At 70.3% G+C, this 17654-nt stretch carries 18 protein-coding genes; 12 read left to right on the top strand and 6 right to left on the bottom strand.

Annotated features, from left to right (window positions below; translation table 11 throughout):
- The first annotated feature begins 233 nt into the window (after window positions 1-233).
- The gene (locus ACZ4IF_RS27260; RefSeq protein WP_467567386.1) at window positions 234-1130 is read left to right on the top strand and encodes an RNA polymerase sigma-70 factor; all 897 of its coding nucleotides are present in this window, start codon (window positions 234-236) and stop codon (window positions 1128-1130) included.
- 112 nt (window positions 1131-1242) lie between these two features.
- Here ACZ4IF_RS27260 and ACZ4IF_RS27255 read toward each other — a convergent pair whose 3' ends face one another.
- Window positions 1243-1686 (bottom strand): cytidine deaminase, encoded by a 444-nt coding sequence (locus tag ACZ4IF_RS27255; RefSeq protein ID WP_467567384.1) that lies wholly within the window; start codon window positions 1684-1686, stop codon window positions 1243-1245.
- A gap of 99 nt (window positions 1687-1785) precedes the next feature.
- Here ACZ4IF_RS27255 and ACZ4IF_RS27250 point away from each other — a divergent pair, with 99 nt between their 5' ends.
- Window positions 1786-2787 carry a ketopantoate reductase family protein gene (locus tag ACZ4IF_RS27250; protein WP_467567382.1) on the top strand — a complete coding sequence of 334 codons (1002 nt, stop codon included), beginning with the start codon at window positions 1786-1788 and terminating at the stop codon, window positions 2785-2787.
- Window positions 2788-2962: 175 nt separating this feature from the next.
- Window positions 2963-3931 carry an RNA polymerase sigma factor SigJ gene (gene sigJ, locus ACZ4IF_RS27245; RefSeq protein WP_467567380.1) on the top strand — a complete coding sequence of 323 codons (969 nt, stop codon included), beginning with the start codon at window positions 2963-2965 and terminating at the stop codon, window positions 3929-3931.
- Between the two features lie 204 nt (window positions 3932-4135).
- Here sigJ and ACZ4IF_RS27240 read toward each other — a convergent pair whose 3' ends face one another.
- Both ACZ4IF_RS27240 and ACZ4IF_RS27235 read right to left on the bottom strand, forming a co-directional pair.
- Window positions 4136-5638, bottom strand: coding sequence for an MFS transporter (locus tag ACZ4IF_RS27240; protein WP_467567378.1), 1503 nt, complete (start codon window positions 5636-5638; stop codon window positions 4136-4138).
- 51 nt (window positions 5639-5689) lie between these two features.
- Complete coding sequence (locus tag ACZ4IF_RS27235) at window positions 5690-6358, bottom strand: TetR/AcrR family transcriptional regulator (RefSeq protein WP_467567376.1); 669 nt, start codon at window positions 6356-6358, stop codon at window positions 5690-5692.
- A gap of 558 nt (window positions 6359-6916) precedes the next feature.
- Here ACZ4IF_RS27235 and ACZ4IF_RS27230 point away from each other — a divergent pair.
- Together ACZ4IF_RS27230 and ACZ4IF_RS27225 are read left to right on the top strand one after the other, a co-directional pair.
- Complete coding sequence (locus ACZ4IF_RS27230; RefSeq protein ID WP_359495665.1) at window positions 6917-7444, top strand: hypothetical protein; 528 nt, start codon at window positions 6917-6919, stop codon at window positions 7442-7444.
- A gap of 121 nt (window positions 7445-7565) precedes the next feature.
- Complete coding sequence (locus ACZ4IF_RS27225; RefSeq protein ID WP_467567374.1) at window positions 7566-8210, top strand: DUF1707 SHOCT-like domain-containing protein; 645 nt, start codon at window positions 7566-7568, stop codon at window positions 8208-8210.
- Between the two features lie 50 nt (window positions 8211-8260).
- On the opposite strand, the gene ACZ4IF_RS27220 is transcribed toward ACZ4IF_RS27225, so the two are convergent.
- The 3 genes from ACZ4IF_RS27220 to ACZ4IF_RS27210 all read right to left on the bottom strand — a co-directional run bounded on the left by ACZ4IF_RS27220 (window position 8261) and on the right by ACZ4IF_RS27210 (window position 10621).
- A complete protein-coding gene (locus ACZ4IF_RS27220; RefSeq protein ID WP_467567372.1) occupies window positions 8261-8830 on the bottom strand; it encodes an SUKH-4 family immunity protein in 570 nt (189 codons plus the stop codon).
- A 78-nt stretch (window positions 8831-8908) separates the two neighbouring features.
- A complete protein-coding gene (locus tag ACZ4IF_RS27215) occupies window positions 8909-10390 on the bottom strand; it encodes a dihydrolipoyl dehydrogenase family protein (RefSeq protein WP_467567370.1) in 1482 nt (493 codons plus the stop codon).
- A 45-nt stretch (window positions 10391-10435) separates the two neighbouring features.
- The gene (locus ACZ4IF_RS27210) at window positions 10436-10621 is read right to left on the bottom strand and encodes a hypothetical protein (RefSeq protein WP_467567367.1); all 186 of its coding nucleotides are present in this window, start codon (window positions 10619-10621) and stop codon (window positions 10436-10438) included.
- 574 nt (window positions 10622-11195) lie between these two features.
- Here ACZ4IF_RS27210 and msrA point away from each other — a divergent pair.
- The 7 genes from msrA (at window position 11196) to ACZ4IF_RS27175 (ending at window position 17520) form a co-directional block, all read left to right on the top strand.
- Window positions 11196-11708 (top strand): peptide-methionine (S)-S-oxide reductase MsrA, encoded by a 513-nt coding sequence (gene msrA, locus ACZ4IF_RS27205; protein WP_345653419.1) that lies wholly within the window; start codon window positions 11196-11198, stop codon window positions 11706-11708.
- Window positions 11709-12350: 642 nt separating this feature from the next.
- On the top strand, window positions 12351-13034 hold the full coding sequence (locus ACZ4IF_RS27200) for a response regulator transcription factor (protein ID WP_467567364.1): 684 nt from the start codon (window positions 12351-12353) through the stop codon (window positions 13032-13034).
- 348 nt (window positions 13035-13382) lie between these two features.
- A complete protein-coding gene (locus ACZ4IF_RS27195) occupies window positions 13383-14108 on the top strand; it encodes a molybdopterin-dependent oxidoreductase (protein WP_467567361.1) in 726 nt (241 codons plus the stop codon).
- Entirely contained in the window at window positions 14053-14742 is a 690-nt protein-coding gene (locus tag ACZ4IF_RS27190) for a cytochrome b/b6 domain-containing protein (protein ID WP_467567358.1), read from the top strand. The genes ACZ4IF_RS27195 and ACZ4IF_RS27190 overlap by 56 nt, the downstream gene beginning before the upstream one ends.
- A 250-nt stretch (window positions 14743-14992) precedes the next feature.
- Window positions 14993-15457, top strand: coding sequence for a MarR family winged helix-turn-helix transcriptional regulator (locus tag ACZ4IF_RS27185; protein WP_467567355.1), 465 nt, complete (start codon window positions 14993-14995; stop codon window positions 15455-15457).
- A gap of 345 nt (window positions 15458-15802) precedes the next feature.
- Window positions 15803-16909, top strand: a complete 1107-nt coding sequence (locus ACZ4IF_RS27180) for a CE1758 family FMN-dependent luciferase-like monooxygenase (RefSeq protein WP_467567352.1) — start codon at window positions 15803-15805, stop codon at window positions 16907-16909.
- Entirely contained in the window at window positions 16906-17520 is a 615-nt protein-coding gene (locus ACZ4IF_RS27175) for an FMN reductase (RefSeq protein WP_467567349.1), read from the top strand. Before ACZ4IF_RS27180 ends, ACZ4IF_RS27175 begins: the two co-directional genes overlap by 4 nt.
- Window positions 17521-17654: the final 134 nt, after the last annotated feature.

Below are 17654 nucleotides of genomic sequence, written 5' to 3'. Positions count from 1 at the left end.
GACGCGCGGCGTCCGCCGGCGGCGGCTCCCGCCCACCGTCACCACGAACTCCCTCGGTGGGGCGGCGCCTTCCTGGCGGGCGCCGCCGCAGGACCCGTCGCGAGCCCGGCGCACACACGGGGACGGACGGATCACATCGAACGGGTGGCCGGAGCGACGGCCGCCCGTAGGGTAAGTGCACTCTTGAAGATCTTCGGCCACCGGCGCCGGCAGCGAAGGAGAAGAGTCGAGACATGAGCGACCAGGCCACCGACCCGGCGACCGAGGCGTTCGTCGCCCACCGCAACCTGCTCTTCACCGTCGCGTACGAGATGCTCGGGTCGGCGGCGGACGCCGAGGACGTCCTCCAGGAGACCTGGATGCGGTGGGTCAAGGTCGACTTGACGGAGGTGCGCGACCAACGCGCCTACCTGGTCCGCGTCACGACCCGGCAGGCGCTCAACCGGCTGCGCACGATGACGCGTCGCAAGGAGGCCTACGTCGGCCCGTGGCTGCCCGAACCGGTGCTCACCGCACCGGACGTGGCCGAGGACGTCGAGCTCGCCGAGAGCGTGTCGATGGCGATGATGCTCGTCCTGGAGACCCTGTCGCCCACGGAGCGCGCCGTGTTCGTGCTGCGCGAGGCCTTCGACGTCAGCTACGACGAGATCGCGGCCGCGGTCGACAAGAGCCCGGCCGCCGTACGCCAGATCGCGCACCGGGCCCGAGGGCACGTCGAGGCCCGCCGACCGCGAGAGGTGGTCTCCGCGAGTGAGACCCGGGCGGTCCTGGAGTCGTTCCAACGTGCCCTCGACACTGGTGAGTTGCAGGGACTGCTCGACGTCCTCGCCCCCGACGTCGTCCTCCTGAGCGACGGCGGCGGAGTCAAGCAGGCCGCGCTGCGACCGGTCGTCGGTTCCAGCAAGGTCGCCCGCTTCATCATCGGCGGCAGCGGCAGGGTCGAGGCCGAGATCACCACCGTCACGACCGTCTTCAACGGCAACCCGGCGCTCGTCCTCCACCTGGACGGCGAGATGGACGGTGTCCTGGCGGTCCGCGTCGAGGACGCCCGCGTCACCGGCATCTACTACGTCCGCAACCCGGAGAAGCTGACCCGCGTCGCCTCCGAGACCCAGCTCACCCGGCGCTGAACACCGTCGCCGCGACGGGTCCCGGGATCCGGCACCGCTGATCGAGGCCTTCGAGGAGACTCCTCGATCAGCGGTGCCGAGGAGGCCGGCGGCCGTGAGCCCGGCCTGGTCCTCACCCGGTGTGCTGCTCCGCCGAGGGCCATGCGCCGTCGGCGAACTGCCGCCCCCAGTAGTAGGGGTTCACCTCCGCGAGGGTCCGTGCCGTCCAGGCGGTCGGGTCGTCCTCCCGCGGGACCGCGACCTCCACGGCCGGACCCCACAGCGCGAGCCGCTCCTGGCAGACACCACATGGCGGGAGGATCAGCACCCTGTCCCGCTCCAGGTCCCGGCTCACACAGACCGAGGCGACGACGCCACGGTCCTGCGTGTACGCCTGGACGAAGGCGCCCGTCTCCTGGCAGAGGGCCACCGCAGCGTGCAGGTTGTCGAGTCCGACGCTGGTCAGGATGCCGCCGTCGGCCAGCCGTACGGCCGCCGCACCGCCCGGCTCGCCCGACGGCCAACGCCGGTCCATGAGGTCGACGGCGGCGTCCACGAGTTCTTGATCAAGGCCCATGGACCGGAGTCTCGCACATCCCTTGGCGGTCAACGGAGTTGAGCATCCGTGCTCATCTCGCCGCGGCCCCGGCGCCGAGCCGTGTGGGAGTCTTGACGCATGCGCTACATCATCATCGGGGCCGGAGCCGTCGGCGGTGCGCTGGGCGGCCGGCTGGCCGAGGCAGGGCACGAGGTGGTCCTCGTCGCGCGGGGAGCGCATCACGAGGCTCTGCGCGACCACGGCCTGCGGCTCACGGTCGCGGAGGGGCCGCACATCCACCGGCTGCCCGTCGTCAGGCATCCCGAGGAGCTCGGGCACCTGCGCGAGGACGACGTCCTGATGCTCGCCGTGAAGACGCAGGACGGCACCGCCGCCCTGGACGCCTGGGCTCCGCGGCCGGTGGCGGGCGGGGGCACGGCCGGCGAGAGGCTCCCGTTGGTGTGCGCCCAGAACGGCGTCGAGAGCGAACGTCTTGCGCTGCGCCGCTTCCGCCGCGTCTACGGGATGTGTGTCTGGCTGCCGGCGACCCACGTCGAGCCGGGTTCGGTCACCGCGGTGTCCGCCCCCGTCACCGGCGTCCTGCACCTGGGGCGCTTCCCCTCCGGCACGGACGAGACCGTGCGGAGCATCTCCGGGGCCCTGGAGAAGTCGCATTTCGACGCGCCCGTCGTCGACGACGTCATGCGGTGGAAGTACGGCAAACTCCTCGGCAACCTGGCGAACTCGGTCGAGGCCGTCACGGGCCCGGTGACCGGGGAGGAGGCCCGCGGCGTGTGCCGCGCGGCCCGGGCGGAGGGCCGCACGGTCCTGGCCGCCGCGGGCCTGGAGACCGTCACCGACGCGGAGGCCGCCGAGGTGCGCTCCAGGCTCCGTTTCGAGCCCGCGGACGCCTCCCCGCGCGGCGGGTCCTCATGGCAGTCGCTGAGCCGCGGGACGGGCACCGTCGAGGCCGACTTCCTGAACGGCGAGATCGTCCTGCTCGGCCGCCTGCACGGGATACCCACCCCGGTGAACGAGGTGCTGCAGCGCGTCGCCGACACCTTCGCCCGGGAGCGCCGCGCGGCCGGCTCGATGACGGTGGCCGAGCTGACCGGCCTGGTGGAGGCGGCACGGCACTGAGCGCGCCGAAGCCCGTCGGACACGCGGTGACCGCGAGTCGGGCGGGATCCGCCGGGGGTACCCGGCACGTCATCTGCATCAGGCGTGGGCCGTCGCGTCCGGCCGGCCTCACCTTTCGGCGCGCTGCGTCGTCGGACCGGTGAGAGCAGATGCGACCGAGGGAGCTGACCGCACCATGAGCACCCCGTCCGAGCCAGGAGACGGCCGGGCCGACCCGAGCCTGGACGCGATCATGAGCGAGCGGCGCCGGCTGATCAATCTGGCGTACCGGATGCTCGGATCGCTGGCCGAGGCCGAAGACGTCGTGCAGGAGACGTACACGCGCTGGTACGCCCTGCCCCAGCGGCAGCGGGGCGCCATCGAGTCGGTCGGCGGCTGGCTGACGACGGTCGCCAGCCGCATCTGCCTGGACGTGCTCGGCTCCGCGCGGGCGCGCCGCGAGCGGTACGTGGGCGAATGGATCCCCGAGCCGTTGCCGGAACGCACGGAGTGGACGGTCGGGCCGTCGGGCGGCACGACGACCGATCCGGCGGACCGGGTCACCCTCGACGAGTCGGTCAACATGGCCTTCCTCGTCGTGCTCGAATCGATGACCCCCGCCGAGCGCGTCGCGTTCATCCTGCACGACGTCTTCCGCTACTCCTTCGCCGAAGTGGCCGAGATCGTGGGCCGTACTCCGGTGGCCTGCCGGCAGCTGGCCTCCTCGGCCCGCCGCCGCGTCCGCGCCGCGCAGACTCCCGCAGGACCGACCGCCGAGCACGCCGCCCTCGTCAGCGGCTTCAGACAGGCATGGGAAGCGAAGGACATCAAGACCCTCATCGCCCTCCTCGACCCGGACGCCACGACCGTCGCCGACGGCGGCGGCCTGGCGAGCGCGAGGCTCCGGCCGATCGACGGCGGCGAGCGGATCGCCCGCTACCTGGTCGACATCCTGGCCAGGACACCTGCCCTGACGATCCTGGAGCGTACGGTGAACGGCCGGCCCGGCCTGGTGGCCCAGTACGACGGCGTCACCGTCGCGGTGTACGCCTTCGAGGTCGGCGGCGGCCGGATCAAGCACATCTGGGTGGTGCGCAATCCCGAGAAGCTCCGCCCGTGGACGACGGAGGGGCGGGGGCGGGACACGGCGACCGGTGACGAGTGACCGCCGACCACTGACCACTGCCGGAGTCTCGACGGCCGACGGGCGGGCCAGGCACGCATGACGGCCGCCTCCGGCCGTCCGGCCCGCGCACGACGGCCGATCGGCAGTCCGCCCGCCGTGTGAAGGCCGTCCGGTCGGCCGCCGGGACTCGGCGGCCGACCGGACGGCGCGCGACATGTGAGGTCCGGGCCGTGCGACGGAAGGTCAGCCCATGTGCGGGGCCGGCTGCCTCCGGGCTTCGCCGACGGGGGCCGGACGGGGTGCGTTCATCAGGACCGCGATGACGAGGGCCGCCGCGGCGAGGATGACGGTGGCCACCGAGTAGGCGGTCGAGAATCCCTCGACCAGCGCGACCCGCAGGACGTCCGGGGTGTGCCGGCGGTCGGCGAGGTAGTCCGTGCTCGCGTCGATGGCGATGGTGTTCAGCAGCGCCGTGCCGATGGAGGCACCGATCTGCTGGGACGTGTTCGCCATCGCGGAGGCGACGCCGGAGTCCTCCGGGCGCACACCGTGCGTCGCGTAGTTCATCGCCGGCGCCATCACCAGGCCCATGCCGAGGCCGACGATGATCTCGGCAGGGAGTACGCCGGTCGCGTAGGAGGTGTCGGCCTCCAGTGGGATGAGCCAACCGGTGCCCACGGCGGCGAGCAGCAGCCCCGGGACGACCAGGGCGCGCGGCGGGACACGGGGAAGCAGCCGGGAGGCGATGCCGCCCGCGGACACCAGGACGCCCGCGGTGAGCGGAAGGAACGCGACGCCGGTCAGGACCGCGGAGTAGTCCTTGACGACCTGCATGTAGTAGGTGAGGAAGAGGAACATCCCGAACATGCCGATCACGGCCAGCGCGACCGCCAGATAGGCACTGGCCCGGGTCCGGTCCGTGACCACCCGCAGCGGCAGCAGCGGCCGGGGTGAACGGGCCTCGAAGAGGGCGAAGCCCACGAGGAGGCAGACACCGGAGGTCAGCAGGGCCATGACGAGCGGGGAGTCCCACCCGTCGGATTCCGCCTTGCTGCACCCGTACACGACGGCGACGAGGCCCGAGGTGGCGAGCAGGGCGCCGGGAAGGTCGAGCCGAGTCCGTACGGTGGCGCGCCGGTCCGCGGGGAGCACGGACCAGCCGCAGGCGGCGATCACGGCGATGGGCACGTTCACGTACAGGCACCAACGCCAGTCGAGATACTCGGTGAGCAGACCGCCGAGCAGGAGCCCGATGGCGCTGCCGCCGGCCGCGATCGCCCCGTAGACGCCGAAGGCCTTGGCGCGCTCACGGCTCTCGGTGAAGCTGACGCTGAGCAGGGACAGCGCGGCCGGAGCGAGCAGTGCCGCGAAGGCCCCCTGGAGTGCCCGGGCGGCCAGCAACAGTGTGAAGCCGGTGGCGGCACCGCCCAGGGCGGAGGCGCAGGCGAAGCCGATCAGGCCGATGAGGAAGGCGCGTTTGCGTCCGGTGTAGTCGGCGATCCGGCCTCCCAGCAGGAGCAGGCTGCCGAAGGCGAGGGTGTAGGCGGTGATGACCCACTGGCGGTCGCCCGCGGAGATGCCCAGGTCCTGCTGGGCGGACGGCAGGGCGATGTTCACGACGGTGATGTCCAGGACGATCATCAATTGGGCCAGGCCGATGAACACCAGGCCCAGCCAGCGCCGAGGGTTGTCCCCGGGAGTCGGCGCCGAGGTGGGTACCTCGGCGGGTCGGGGGGCGGAAGACATGACGAACTCACCTTCGAATACAGGGAAAGGGTGTGCCAGGGGGGCGGGGGGTCAGGCGGCGCGCGTCGCCTTGCGCGCCGACGAGGGTGCCGCGCCGGCCATGCGGGCCCGGATGCGACGGAACCAGGCGGAGCCGATCGCAGGTCCGGGAAGAGCGCCATGGCGTGGCGACGCCCCGGGGGACCGCAGGCCGTCGAGGTAGATCTCCAGCTGGCGGTGGGCGAGCGCGGTGTCCTCCGCGATCGCCCGGCCGGGCAGCGGACGGGTCAGCCGTACGACCATGAAGATGACGTCACCGGGCAGGACGTCGGCCCGCACCTCGTCGGCCGCCTGGGCGGCCTGAAGCAGCTCGGAGACGTGGACGAGGGCATCCCCGGAGCGCTCGATGATGTCCTCGACGTCGATCCGGCCGAGCAGTGACGGCATGATCGCGCCCACCTTCAGGTCCAGAGCCGCGTGCATGAACACACGCAGGGCGCCGAACGCGTCGGGCTGCTCCTCGGCGGCCGTGCGGACCGCCGTGTTCAGACTCCGCAAGGTGTCCGTCGCGACGGCCATGACCAGGTCCTCGCGGCTGGGAAAGCGCCGGTAGAGGGTGGCGATCCCGACGCCCGCACGGCGAGCGATCTTCTCCAGCGGCGCGTCCGGGCCCTCGTGCACGAAGATCAGCCGTGCCGCCTGAATGATCTTGTCCCGGTTGAGCTGGGCGTCGACGCGCACCGTCTGCCCACCTCCTCGCCCCTTGTCGCAGGCGGAGGAATTTCCTCCGCCTGCGGTCCAGAATATTCGGCGACTGATGAATATCCAGTCGTGGCGGGCAAGTGAGAGGAGAAGGTGCCGAGGGCCTCCGCATCACCCGCGTTTCGGCCGTGGACCGGCGGTTCGTCACCGTCGGCGCCCGTCCCTCCACCGGGTGCCGCGCACAGGGTGACGGTGTCCGCCGGCGGGCGGTGGCGTGCGTCGGTGGGTCGTCGCCACGTTCGGCGGCGCAGCCGGGGTCGAGCCGCGTCCGGGCGGCCCGTCCGGCGCGGCTCGGGCGACTTCCTTGCCGGTGGGAGCCCTCGGGCCCGCAACTACGGCTTCCCGAGAAGCAGTTGTGGTCTGCGCTACAACCATCCGGCGTCTCGGGCCGTCTGACTTGATGACCGATACGCGTGGACAGTGCTCTTCACAGGGTTAGGCGATGTTTCACGGTGGTTTGCCCTGCCCTGTTCGCTGTCCGGCGTGCCTCATCGGCACCCGTGGAGTCATACACCCAGAGCAAGGGGGACCTTTCTCATGCGCGCTCGCAGGATCCTGGTCGTGGCGGCGGCGTCGGCCGCCGCTCTGATTCCCGCGGCCTCGGCCGTCGCCGGTACGGGCCCGGCCCCGTCGCCCGGCAAGCAGAGCCTGACCGCCCGTTCCGCCGTCCCGTCGGAGGCGGGCAACCCGCTCAGCGTCAAGGCACAGGCCGCCGGCGTGTGTTCCGACGCGTACCAGATCGGTGCCACCGCCTACATCAACCGGGCCGGAGCCCACGTCGCCTCCGTCAAGCAGTTCTACTCGCCCACGTGCAAGCGCAACTACGGCTACGTGTGGGTGTGGCAGAGCTTCCGCGACAAGATCAAGGACTACGACGTCAGCACCGGCGTCTACAGCTACTCGCGCGACCAGGTCGTCGGCCAGGACTGGTGGAACGCCACCAACCAGCAGGAGTTCTGGTCCTACCCCGCCGCCACGGTGAGCGAGTGCACCTCGGCGATCGGCACCCTGCGCGCCCCTGGTGACCCGGTGGCCGGGCAGGCCTCGACGTCCAAGCGCTGCTGAACGTGACACCCCCGGGCCCGGCCGACGCGCGACGGCCGGGCCCAACGGCCTTTGTCCGGCGCGTCGTCCGGTGGAGATCGCCACCGTTGCGGGACTGCGGCCCGTCCACCAGAATGCGGGCATGACGGGTTCACTCGGACCGGGCGACGGCTCTGCGGGACATGACACGACCCCCGAACTGCGCGCATCCGACCGGGAACGTGACCAGGTCGTGGAGATCCTTCAGGTAGCCGCCGGCGACGGGCGGATCACCGCCACCGAACTCGACGAGCGCCTGGACGCCGCGTTGGCGGCCCGCACCACCAGCGACCTGGCCCGGCTGACCGCCGACCTGCCCTCGGAAGGCATGCCGCCGCAGGCCGGAGAGCTGGTCCGGATCGACCAGCGTTTCGGCGACGTCACCCGCGCCGGCCGCTGGCTGGTGCCGCGCCGTATGGAGGTCCGCCTCATGTTCGGCGACGCGACACTCGACTTCACCCATGCCGTGATCACCCACAGGACCCTGGACATCGAGGTCGACCTGCGCATCGGAGGAAACCTGACGCTGGTGACCAGGCCGGGGATCGAAGTCGACGCCGACGGCCTGGAACGCGGCAGCGGCGACATCAAGATCCGGTCCGCGTCCGGCCCCGACACTCCCGTCGGCCTGCGGGTACGGCTGACCGGACGCTCCCGCGGCGGCGACATCGTCGCCCGGCCGCGGCGACGGACGCTCTCCGAACGGCTGCGCCGCCGCCCGCCGGGCGGGGGCAGTACCGGCCGCTGATCGCCCCAGCGGCGTGTCGACGCGGGCCCGCTCGTGCCCGCGGCAGACGGTCAGACCCGCAGCAGGTCGCGGACATGTCCGAGGACCGAGAACCAGCAGCAGTCGGGATTCTCCATCACACCTGGTTCGGCGTCCCGCATCAGACGGAGCAGTCGCTCGGCGGCTCCCTCCGGATCGACCTCGACGGTGTCGGACTCGGGGTCGTACTGAGGACGCTCCCGTTCCAACGCGAGGAGGAAGAAGGCCAGTTCGTCGACGCCGCTGTTGAGCCGGTGCGGGGCTCCGTCCTCCGGGATGCAGTGGACGACCCCCGTGACGGTGTCGACGGCGACGTCGTCGAGGGCGATTCCGCCCAGAGAGAGCCACGAGGACATGTCGGACGTGCAACCGGGGTAACGGCGCGCGACGTTCCGCCATGCCTCACCGCCGACACGCACGTCCCCTTCCTCCAGGAGGCGGTCCATCTGGAACCAGCCCATCCACGAGGGCAGGCCGACATCTCGCAGGAACGCACGGGTGGGCTCATGAGCGACGGGCGTGAGGGTCGCCTCGTCCAGAGTCACCAACTCCCCGGATCCGTACACCGACTCCATCGCCTCGCGGCCGACCATGGGACTCATGGGCAGCCACCCTTTCACGGACCGTCCCACCGCGACAGACGCAGCTCGCGGTCCGATTCCCGTGGGTGTGCGCCGAGTTCACTTCCGGTCGTCGTCCTGGTGCCGCTGCGCGCGGAGGGTCTCCAGAAGCCGGAGCCAGATCTCGCTGACGGTCGGATAGCTCGGGACGACATGCCACAGGGTGGAGAGCGGGATCCGGCCCACGATCGCAGTGGTCGCCGAGTGCACCAGTTCGGCGATGCCCGTACCGACGAACGTGGCCCCCAACACCACGTCGTCCGCGCGGTCGACGACCAGTTTGGCGCGGCCCCGGTAGTCCGGGCGCAGGACGTAGGTTCCGGCGAGGGCGGCAAGGTCGTACTCCACGATCTCCACGTCCTTGCCGGCGTCGCGCGCCTGCTGTTCGGTCATTCCGGCGCTGCCGACCTCCGGATCGGTGAAGACGACCTGCGGCAGCCCGACGTGTCCGGCGGCGGACGAAGGCAGTTCCGCGGAGGACCCGCGTGCTCGCGCGGCGATGGCCTCACCCGCGATACGGGCCTGGTACTTGCCCATGTGCGTCAGCAGCGCACGGCCGCACGCGTCACCGATGGCGTACAGCCAGTTCCCGCTCACACCCTCGACACACTGCTGATCGTCGACACCGATGTATCCGCCGGGACGCAGACCGACGCTTTCCAGGCCGATGTCGTCGGTGTTCGGGATGCGGCCGGTCGCCACGACGATCTCGTCGGCGACCACGGTCGCCCCGTCGTGCAGCGTCACGCTGACTTCTCCGCCGTGGACGTGCCCGTGCCCCGTGTCACGGGGGTCGGCGCGCTTGACCTGGGCCAGGCTGCGCTCCGGGTACAGCCGCACACCGCTGTCCTGCAATGTCTGGGCGACCAGTGTTCCCGCGAAGGGTTCCTGACGGGCCAGCAGGTGTGTGTCGCGGTACACGAGCGACACCTCGTCGACCCCGAGTCCGCGCAGCCAGGTGGCCGCCTCGCAGGCGACCACGCCTCCGCCCAGGATGAGCACGCGACGCGGTACCTCCTCCATCGATGTCACGTCGCGCGACGTCCATGGAAGGGCGGCACGCAATCCCGGCACGTCCGGAACGGACGGACGGGACCCGGTGTCGATGACCACGGCGTGCTCGGCCGTCACGGTCCGGGTCGAACCGTCGGGGTGAGTCACGACGAGGGTCCGCTCACCGGTCAGCCGTCCGTAGCCGCGCACGACATCGATGCCGGTGCTCAGAGCCCAGGAGATCTGCGAGGCGTCGTCGCGGTGGTTGACCACACGGTCCCGCAGGGCGAGTACTTCGGCGGCCTCCAGTCCGGCCGACACTCCCGGCAGATGCGCGGCCGCGTCCACCACTTCGACCGGCCGCAGCAGCGCCTTGCTGGGCATGCAGGCCCAGTAGGAGCATTCGCCCCCGACCAGGCTGTTCTCCACCAGGACCGACGACAGGCCGGAGAACTGGCTTGCGTACTGGGCCGCGTTCTCACCGGCTGCGGCACCACCGAGAACGACGACGTCCCACGTGGAACGGTCCGGGTCCACACTGGCGGTCATACGTGAGTCTCCCATCGCTCGTGCGCGGGGCCCTGTGCCCGGCGTTCACCCGCCGGAACCGTCCGGGGCCGCACCGCCCTCCGAGGTCTGCTCTTGCTCCAAGAAGCGCGCGTACCAGCTTGGCCCGTCCTCGTCCCGGTGCCCGAGCGTCTGCTCGAAGCGCCCATGGGCCCGTTCCGCACGCCTGCGGGCCTCGGCCGGTTCGTCCGTCGAAGCGAAGGTCACGGACATGGATTCCTCTCCTGTCGTTCGACGGAGGGAGCGGGGCCGACTCACGAGACGGCCGCTGCGCAGGAATGCCGCCCCGATCCGCGGGCGCCCTGTGGCGGGGAAGCCTGTGCCCTCGCGCATGTCCTGGTCTGTGATGCGGGGAAGGTGCGCGAAACCGACCGGCTCCGAAGGGAAGGGACTTCACCGTCGTCGTGTTTCCGCTCCCGCTCCCGGGCGGCGGAGATGTCGCGGCGCAAAGACTTCTTCACGATACTGCGCCGGCACATCAGCGGCACCCAGAGCCCTCTCGCCGCTCACCGAGGGGCGCCCGCTCTCCGACATGCCCGCGATGCCGCGCGCCGGCCCGGCGGTACCGGATCGCGGACCGTCGGTCACGGACGGACGTCGTGCGGTCGCCGTGCGTCACGTCACGCGTCGATGCGCGGAACACGGGTGGGTGCCCGCGGCCTGACGACCGGGCAAGGAATTGATGAGGGCCCGAATGCGCTGATGAAGCCGAGAGGCCAGGGGTCGTCGGCGGTGTACGAGCCGAGCGGCCCCGGTGACCGGTACGACAGATATTGGAGGGGCCGAAATGGCAGCGCAGACTCAGAGGGCCGTGCTGGCGGGAGGCTGTTTCTGGGGGATGCAGGACCTGATCCGCCGGCACCCGGGCGTCACGGCGACCCGGGTCGGGTACACCGGGGGCGACGTGCCCAACGCGACGTACCGCAACCACGGCACGCACGCGGAGGCCATCGAGATCCTCTTCGACCCCGAGAAGACCGACTACCGTCAGATCCTGGAGCTCTTCTTCCAGATCCACGACCCGAGCACCAAGAACCGCCAGGGCAACGACATCGGTCTGAGCTACCGTTCGGCGATCTACTACGTGGACGACGAGCAGAAGCGGATCGCCGAGGACACCATCGCGGACGTGGACGCCTCCGGGCTGTGGCCCGGCAAGGTCGTCACCGAGGTCGAGCCGGTGGGCCCCTTCTGGGAGGCCGAGCCCGAGCACCAGGACTACCTGGAGCGATACCCGGACGGTTACACCTGCCACTTCCCGCGTCCGGGATGGCGGCTGCCCGCCCGCACGGAGGGCTGACCGCGCGAAAGCGGCCCGGCGGCCACGTTCGGCCCTGCGGATACTCCGGCAGGGCCGGCTGATTCATGCGCACGAGGGTCCGGCCGGGCCCGACGCCCTCGTGCGCGCGAGGCCCCGACAGGCGGACTCCTCCACGTCCACGTCGCCGGGCTCGTACGTCGGGCCTGGTGACGTGGCCGACGGCGAGATGTGGACACCGACCAAGATACTTGACGTGTCAAGCACATTCGGGTCTACTTGTCTCGCGAGCGTGTAGTTGAACGGCAAATTACATGCCTCGGGACGGAGGAGGATCATCATGAGCAGGACGGGAATCGCCCGCGCAGGACGCGGTGGAGAGACCGCTGTGAACCGGGCGGAAGCCGAAGCCTCGACGGATGCCGCCGTGTGGCCCTCGATGCCCGACGACCCCGTGGACGGGCGACACAGGGGGCGGGCGGCATCCGAGGGCCTGCTCGATTGCGGGCTTCCCGGGCGCGGCAGGCACCGTCGCGCCGTCGTCGCTGTCGCGTAGCGGAGCGGGCGGTGCGAGCCACTGACGGACACATCGCGTCGGCCGGCGACGCGGGCGGTGTGCCGAGCGCCACCCCTGTGCCTTCCCGGCCGTTCACATCCGATCCCCGAGTGGGGGAAGAGGTGCTCATGAGCACGGTCATGCTCGCCGGCGGGCCGAGGCTCGTGCGTGCGGCGCTCGCCACTGTCGTCGGGCGGCTCTCCGGAGTTGAGGTCCTCGGTGAAGCCGGCGACGCCGACGAGCTGCTCCTTCTCCTGGACGATCACGAACCTGACGTCGTGGTCCTCGACCGCTCGATCCGGAGTCGCTACGACGAGTTCGCCCGACTCGTTCACTTCGTCGCCGCCAGGGCGCGCGTCGTCGTGTTCGGCGCGGAGGACGGCCAGGACGTAGACGCGGCCCTGCGGGCGGGCGCGACGGGCCTCCTCGGCGCCCATGCCACCGCGCGACAACTGGTGGATGCGGTGGAGACGGTCTTGACCGGCGGTTTCACGGTCACCCTGGACAGCGCCGTGTCGGCCTGTCCGCCGAAGAGCAGTGACGTACGCCCTGTTGTGGAGACGACGTTCACACCCCGAGAACTGCAGGTGCTCCGACTGCTGGCAGGGGGGTACGACAGCGCGGCCCTCGCCGGCGCTCTGCGGCTCAGTCCGCTCACGGTCAAGACGCACATCAGTCGCATGCTGAGCAAAGTAGGCGCGCGCGACAGGGGGCAGCTGATCGCCTTCGCCTACGAGAACGGCCTGGTCGAGCCCGGGACCGTGGTGATGCCGCCCCTGGCCGCCCGGTCCCCTCTCAAGGTGGCGTCCTAGTCGCGCGTGGACGCGGGCGGGTGTGTGGGCCCGTGGTCGCTCCCGCAGGGGAGAGCCCACTCGGCACCCGGCCCTGAACGTCAGCCTCGGTTACGCTGAATGAGACGATCGGTCGTCTTGATCCCCTCCGGCCCGCTCTGGCGTGCACCCGCACTCGCTTCGACCAGCGCGTCACCTGTTTGACAGGTGACGATCTCTTTGTCACGATCAGAGCCACCTGTTCAACAGGTGACGACTCGGAGGCGAGGCCGTGCCGGTGCCGACACCGCATGCCCGCCGCCGCGTCGACGTCCGGGGTGTCGCGCGGTGGTCCGCCGAGATCCCCACAACGCCGAAGGACTGGTGAACATGGCAAAGCGGTCGAACGCCTCGACCGGGGGCACCCCCGTGGGGCGGCGGGCGATGCTGGGCATGATGGCCGCGGGCGGCGCGGGACTCGCCGCCGCTCCCTATCTGCAGGGCGGCTGGGAGAGAGTCCTGAGCGCTGCTTCCCAGGTCGACTCGACCGGGCTCTCGGGCCTGCTGCCGAATCCCGGCGGATTCCGGTACTACAGTGTCGTCGGTTCCGTGCCGCGCAAGGACGCGACCAACTACGAGCTGCGGATCGACGGGCTGGTCGACCGGCCGAAGACCTACACGCTCCCGGACCTTCGCGCGCTCCCGCAGAAGCGGATCGTCCACGACGTGCTGTGCACCGACGGCTGGCGTGTGGACAGCACGCCCTTCTCCGGAGTGCCGCTCTGGGATCTGCTGGAAGCCGCCGGAGTCCGCCCTGAGGGCAAGGCCGTTCGCTTCACGTGCTTCGACGGCGCGTACACCGAGAGTCTCACCCTGGAGCAGGCGCGACGCGACGACGTCCTGGTCGCCCTGGACATGCAGGACAAGCCGATGACCCATGAGCACGGTGGACCGGTCCGCCTCTACGTGGCCCCCATGTACTTCTACAAGTCGGCCAAGTGGCTGTCCGGGGTCTCGGTCACCGACACGGTTGTGCCCGGATACTGGGAGGAGCGCGGATATGCGGTCGACGGCTGGCTCGACGGAGCCGACCGACGCGGCGACGCGGCGTCCTGAACCGGCCGGCAAGGTCCAGCGGTTCACCGGTGCCGAGCGGCTCGTGCACCGTGCGACGGGATGGCTGATGTTGGTGTGCCTGGTGACTGCGGCGTGCCTGTATCTGGGACCGGTCGCCCAGTTGGTCGGGCGACGCTACCTCATGGTCACCGTCCATGAATGGTCGGGCATCCTGCTGCCGGTTCCCTCGCTCCTCGGCCTGTTCTCACCCGCCTTCCGTGCCGACCTGCGTCGCCTCAACCGGTTCGCGCCCTACGACCGGCAGTGGCTGCGCGCGGCCCGGAGGCGGCTCAAGTCGCCCACTGCGCGTCCGGCCGGGAAATTCAATGCCGGTCAGAAGATCTATGCGGGCTGGATCGCCGGCGCTGTCGTGGTGATGATGGCGACCGGCCTGCTGATGTGGTTCACGGGGCTGTTCCCGTTCATTTCCCGCACCAGCGCGATCTTTGTTCACGACTGCCTGGCGTGGGCCATCACCTTCGTCCTGATCGGTCATATGAGGAAGGCGTATCAGGATCCGGAGGCCAGGCTGGGAATGCGCACCGGCTACGTCCGTCGCGCATGGGTGATGCGGAACCATTCCAAATGGCCGGGGGAGGAGAAGCAGCCAGATCGCACCGGGCGTTCGCGTTGACGTTTCCGTGAGACCGTCCACCGTGCCCATCTGTGCGGCCGCTCTACGCGGTGGAACCTTCACGGCGCTGTCGAGCGGACCCCCGCCGGCCCGCGTGGTCCGCTCCGCAGGACGAGCGGCGCCGGCTCGGGGAAGGCGGTCGGGGAAGGCGCCGCGGTGAGGGATGTGCCGGAATCTCGGGGTGTTGTTTCCGGAAGAACGACTACATTGCCCGTTCAATTTCCTTCGCTGTGCAAGTAAACTGCGGGCCATGTCAGACGTCACGCACTCCCCGGAGGCGGTGGAGCCCCTCTCTCCGGACGAAGAGACCGTCATCCGGGCGCTGAGCCGCGTCATCTACAGCCTGCCCCGGGCCATGGACGCCGACTTGGTCCGAGAGCGGCAGCTTTCCCTCATCGAGTACCTGACCATGGTGCATCTTTCCGAGGCTCCGTGCCGGCGTCTGAGGATGAGTGACCTGTCGGTCGCCTGCGAGACGTCCCTGAGCGGAATGACTCGTATCGTGAACCGGATGGAGAATCAGGGGCTCGTCCAGCGGGCCAAGTGCGAGGAGGACGGCAGGGGTTGGAACGCGGTGCTCACGGATCTCGGTCTTGCCCGACTGCGGGAGGCGTGGCCTACCAACCTCGCTTCCGCACGTCGCCACTTCCTCGACCACCTCGAGGGCCTGGACCTCAAGGTGCTCGGCGCCGTTCTTCAGCGCATCGCCACCTGAACAGGTTCACCTTCCCCGCCGCGCCCTGACACCGCGCACGGCTTCAGGTGTCGGGAAGCGCTGAAGATCGACGGCACGGCAGCGGGACGGAAGTCGGGTCGCAGTCATCCAGGGCACCCGTGGCGGAGTCACCGAGGCATGTCAAAAATATACTTGCTGTGCGAACTATCGTGTACATTTACTACGCACAGCAAGTATTTTTATTGACCCTGGCGTGGAACTCGCCGGTTCGAGGGCTGTGGGCGACAGGGCCGGGTGATCGGCCGAAGCCGCACAAGGTGCCCGTCGTGCGCAGGAGCTGCACGCCGGAACAGGTGCACGGAAACAGTGAGCAGGTGCTCTTTGATGCATTTCGGGATCTTCGGAGTGGGCGACATAGCGCGCGACCCGATGTCCGGGCGGACGCCCTCTGAACACGAGAGGATCAAGGCGCTGCTGGAGTACGCCAAGCTGGCCGAGGACGTCGGTCTGGACGTCTTCGCCATCGGCGAGCACCACAACACACCCTTCATACCGTCGTCGCCGACCACGCTGCTCGGCTACATCGCCGCCCGGACCGAGCGGATCCTGCTCTCGACCTCGACCACCCTGATCACGACCAACGACCCGGTGAAGATCGCCGAGGACTACGCGACGCTCCAGCACGTCTCCGAGGGACGCGTCGACCTGATGATGGGCCGCGGAAACACCGGGCCGGTCTACCCCTGGTTCGGCAAGGACATACGCGACGGCATCCCGCTCGCCGTGGAGAACTACGCACTGCTGCGCCGGCTGTGGCGGGAGGACGTCGTCGACTGGGAGGGCAAGTTCCGCACCCCGCTGCAGTCCTTCACCGCCACCCCGCGCCCGCTGGACGGCACTCCGCCGTTCGTCTGGCACGCCTCCATCCGCAGCCCCGAGATCGCCGAACAGGCCGCCTATTACGGCGACGGCTTCTTCCACAACAACCTGTTCTGGCCGAAGGAGCACATCCAGCGACTCGTGGGCCTCTACCGCAGTCGCTTCGAGCACTACGGGCACGGCCGGGCCGACGAGGCCATCGTGGGCCTGGCCGCGCACATCTTCGTACGGAAGAACTCGCAGGACGCGACGCGTGAGTTCCGCACCTACTTCGACAACTCGGCCGCGTACGGGCACGGTCCGTCGCTCGAGGACACCATGGAGCAGACCGCCGTCGTGGTCGGCAGTCCTCAGCAGGTGATCGACCGCGTACTGGCCTACCGGGAACACGCCGTCGGCGACTACCAGCGCCAACTGTTCAACGTGGACGGCATCGGAGTCCCCCGCAAGACCGTCCTCCAGCAGATCGAGATGCTGGGCGACATCGTGCCCGTCCTGCGCAAGGAGTTCGCGGTCGGCCGTCCCGCACACGTTCCGGAGCCGCCGACCCACGAGACGCTGAGAGCGGCGGCGCGTACGCGGGACGCGCGCCCGCAGGAGGGCGGGCGATGAACCGCACGCTCGCGGTGGTCTCCGCCGGACTGCGGCTGCCGTCGTCGACGCGCATGCTCGCCGACCGGCTCGCCGACGCGGCCCGTCACGAACTCGAACGGCTCGGCGACGATGTCGGCATCGTGCACATCGACGTCCGCGACCACTCCCACGACCTGGTCAATCACCTGCTCGCGGGATACCCGTCACCCGAGCTCGGGCGCGTGCTCGACACGGTGGCGCGGGCGGACGGCCTGATCGCGGTGACGCCGACGTTCACCGCCTCGTACAACGGGCTGTTCAAGATGTTCTTCGACTGCGTCGACGACACGTCACTGGTGAACAGACCGGTACTGATCGCGGCCACGGGCGGGACCGGACGGCACTCTCTCGTCCTGGAGCACGCGCTCCGACCGCTGTTCGCCGGTCTGCGCGCGGTGGTGGTGCCCACCGGTGTGTTCGCCGCGCCGGAGGACTGGGCGGCCGGCGACGCCGACCAGGTGCCGCTGAGCGGCAGGATCGAGCGGGCCGCCGCGGAGTTGGCGCGGGAAGTGAACGGGCGGCACGGCCCGGTCGCCGACGACCCCTACGGCAATCCCACGCCGTTCGACCGACTGCTCCGCGGCGACTGAGCGCGGCCCCGGCAGGGCGAGGGGGGTGAGAGGCCGCGGACGAGCAGCCTCGCGCCCCCTCCGTCGTCCCATGAGCCGCGATGGCGTGTCAGCCGCGCAGGGATTGCGTGTCCGCTGCACGGAGACATACGTCT

It is taken from the genome of Streptomyces sp. NPDC025784 (genome assembly GCF_055558435.1).
This window is presented reverse-complemented; position numbering and strand designations above follow the sequence as displayed.

Excerpts from the sequence above, each read along its gene's own strand:
- ACZ4IF_RS27260 (WP_467567386.1), top strand. The coding sequence starts at position 234 with ATGAGCGACCAGGCCACCGACCCGGCGACCGAGGCGTTCGTCGCCCAC.
- ACZ4IF_RS27255 (WP_467567384.1), bottom strand. The coding sequence starts at position 1,686 with ATGGGCCTTGATCAAGAACTCGTGGACGCCGCCGTCGACCTCATGGAC.
- ACZ4IF_RS27250 (WP_467567382.1), top strand. The coding sequence starts at position 1,786 with ATGCGCTACATCATCATCGGGGCCGGAGCCGTCGGCGGTGCGCTGGGC.
- sigJ (WP_467567380.1), top strand. The coding sequence starts at position 2,963 with ATGAGCACCCCGTCCGAGCCAGGAGACGGCCGGGCCGACCCGAGCCTG.
- ACZ4IF_RS27240 (WP_467567378.1), bottom strand. The coding sequence starts at position 5,638 with ATGTCTTCCGCCCCCCGACCCGCCGAGGTACCCACCTCGGCGCCGACT.
- ACZ4IF_RS27230 (WP_359495665.1), top strand. The coding sequence starts at position 6,917 with ATGCGCGCTCGCAGGATCCTGGTCGTGGCGGCGGCGTCGGCCGCCGCT.
- ACZ4IF_RS27225 (WP_467567374.1), top strand. The coding sequence starts at position 7,566 with ATGACGGGTTCACTCGGACCGGGCGACGGCTCTGCGGGACATGACACG.
- ACZ4IF_RS27220 (WP_467567372.1), bottom strand. The coding sequence starts at position 8,830 with ATGAGTCCCATGGTCGGCCGCGAGGCGATGGAGTCGGTGTACGGATCC.
- ACZ4IF_RS27215 (WP_467567370.1), bottom strand. The coding sequence starts at position 10,390 with ATGACCGCCAGTGTGGACCCGGACCGTTCCACGTGGGACGTCGTCGTT.
- ACZ4IF_RS27210 (WP_467567367.1), bottom strand. The coding sequence starts at position 10,621 with ATGTCCGTGACCTTCGCTTCGACGGACGAACCGGCCGAGGCCCGCAGG.
- msrA (WP_345653419.1), top strand. The coding sequence starts at position 11,196 with ATGGCAGCGCAGACTCAGAGGGCCGTGCTGGCGGGAGGCTGTTTCTGG.
- ACZ4IF_RS27200 (WP_467567364.1), top strand. The coding sequence starts at position 12,351 with ATGAGCACGGTCATGCTCGCCGGCGGGCCGAGGCTCGTGCGTGCGGCG.
- ACZ4IF_RS27195 (WP_467567361.1), top strand. The coding sequence starts at position 13,383 with ATGGCAAAGCGGTCGAACGCCTCGACCGGGGGCACCCCCGTGGGGCGG.
- ACZ4IF_RS27190 (WP_467567358.1), top strand. The coding sequence starts at position 14,053 with ATGCGGTCGACGGCTGGCTCGACGGAGCCGACCGACGCGGCGACGCGG.
- ACZ4IF_RS27185 (WP_467567355.1), top strand. The coding sequence starts at position 14,993 with ATGTCAGACGTCACGCACTCCCCGGAGGCGGTGGAGCCCCTCTCTCCG.
- ACZ4IF_RS27180 (WP_467567352.1), top strand. The coding sequence starts at position 15,803 with ATGCATTTCGGGATCTTCGGAGTGGGCGACATAGCGCGCGACCCGATG.
- ACZ4IF_RS27175 (WP_467567349.1), top strand. The coding sequence starts at position 16,906 with ATGAACCGCACGCTCGCGGTGGTCTCCGCCGGACTGCGGCTGCCGTCG.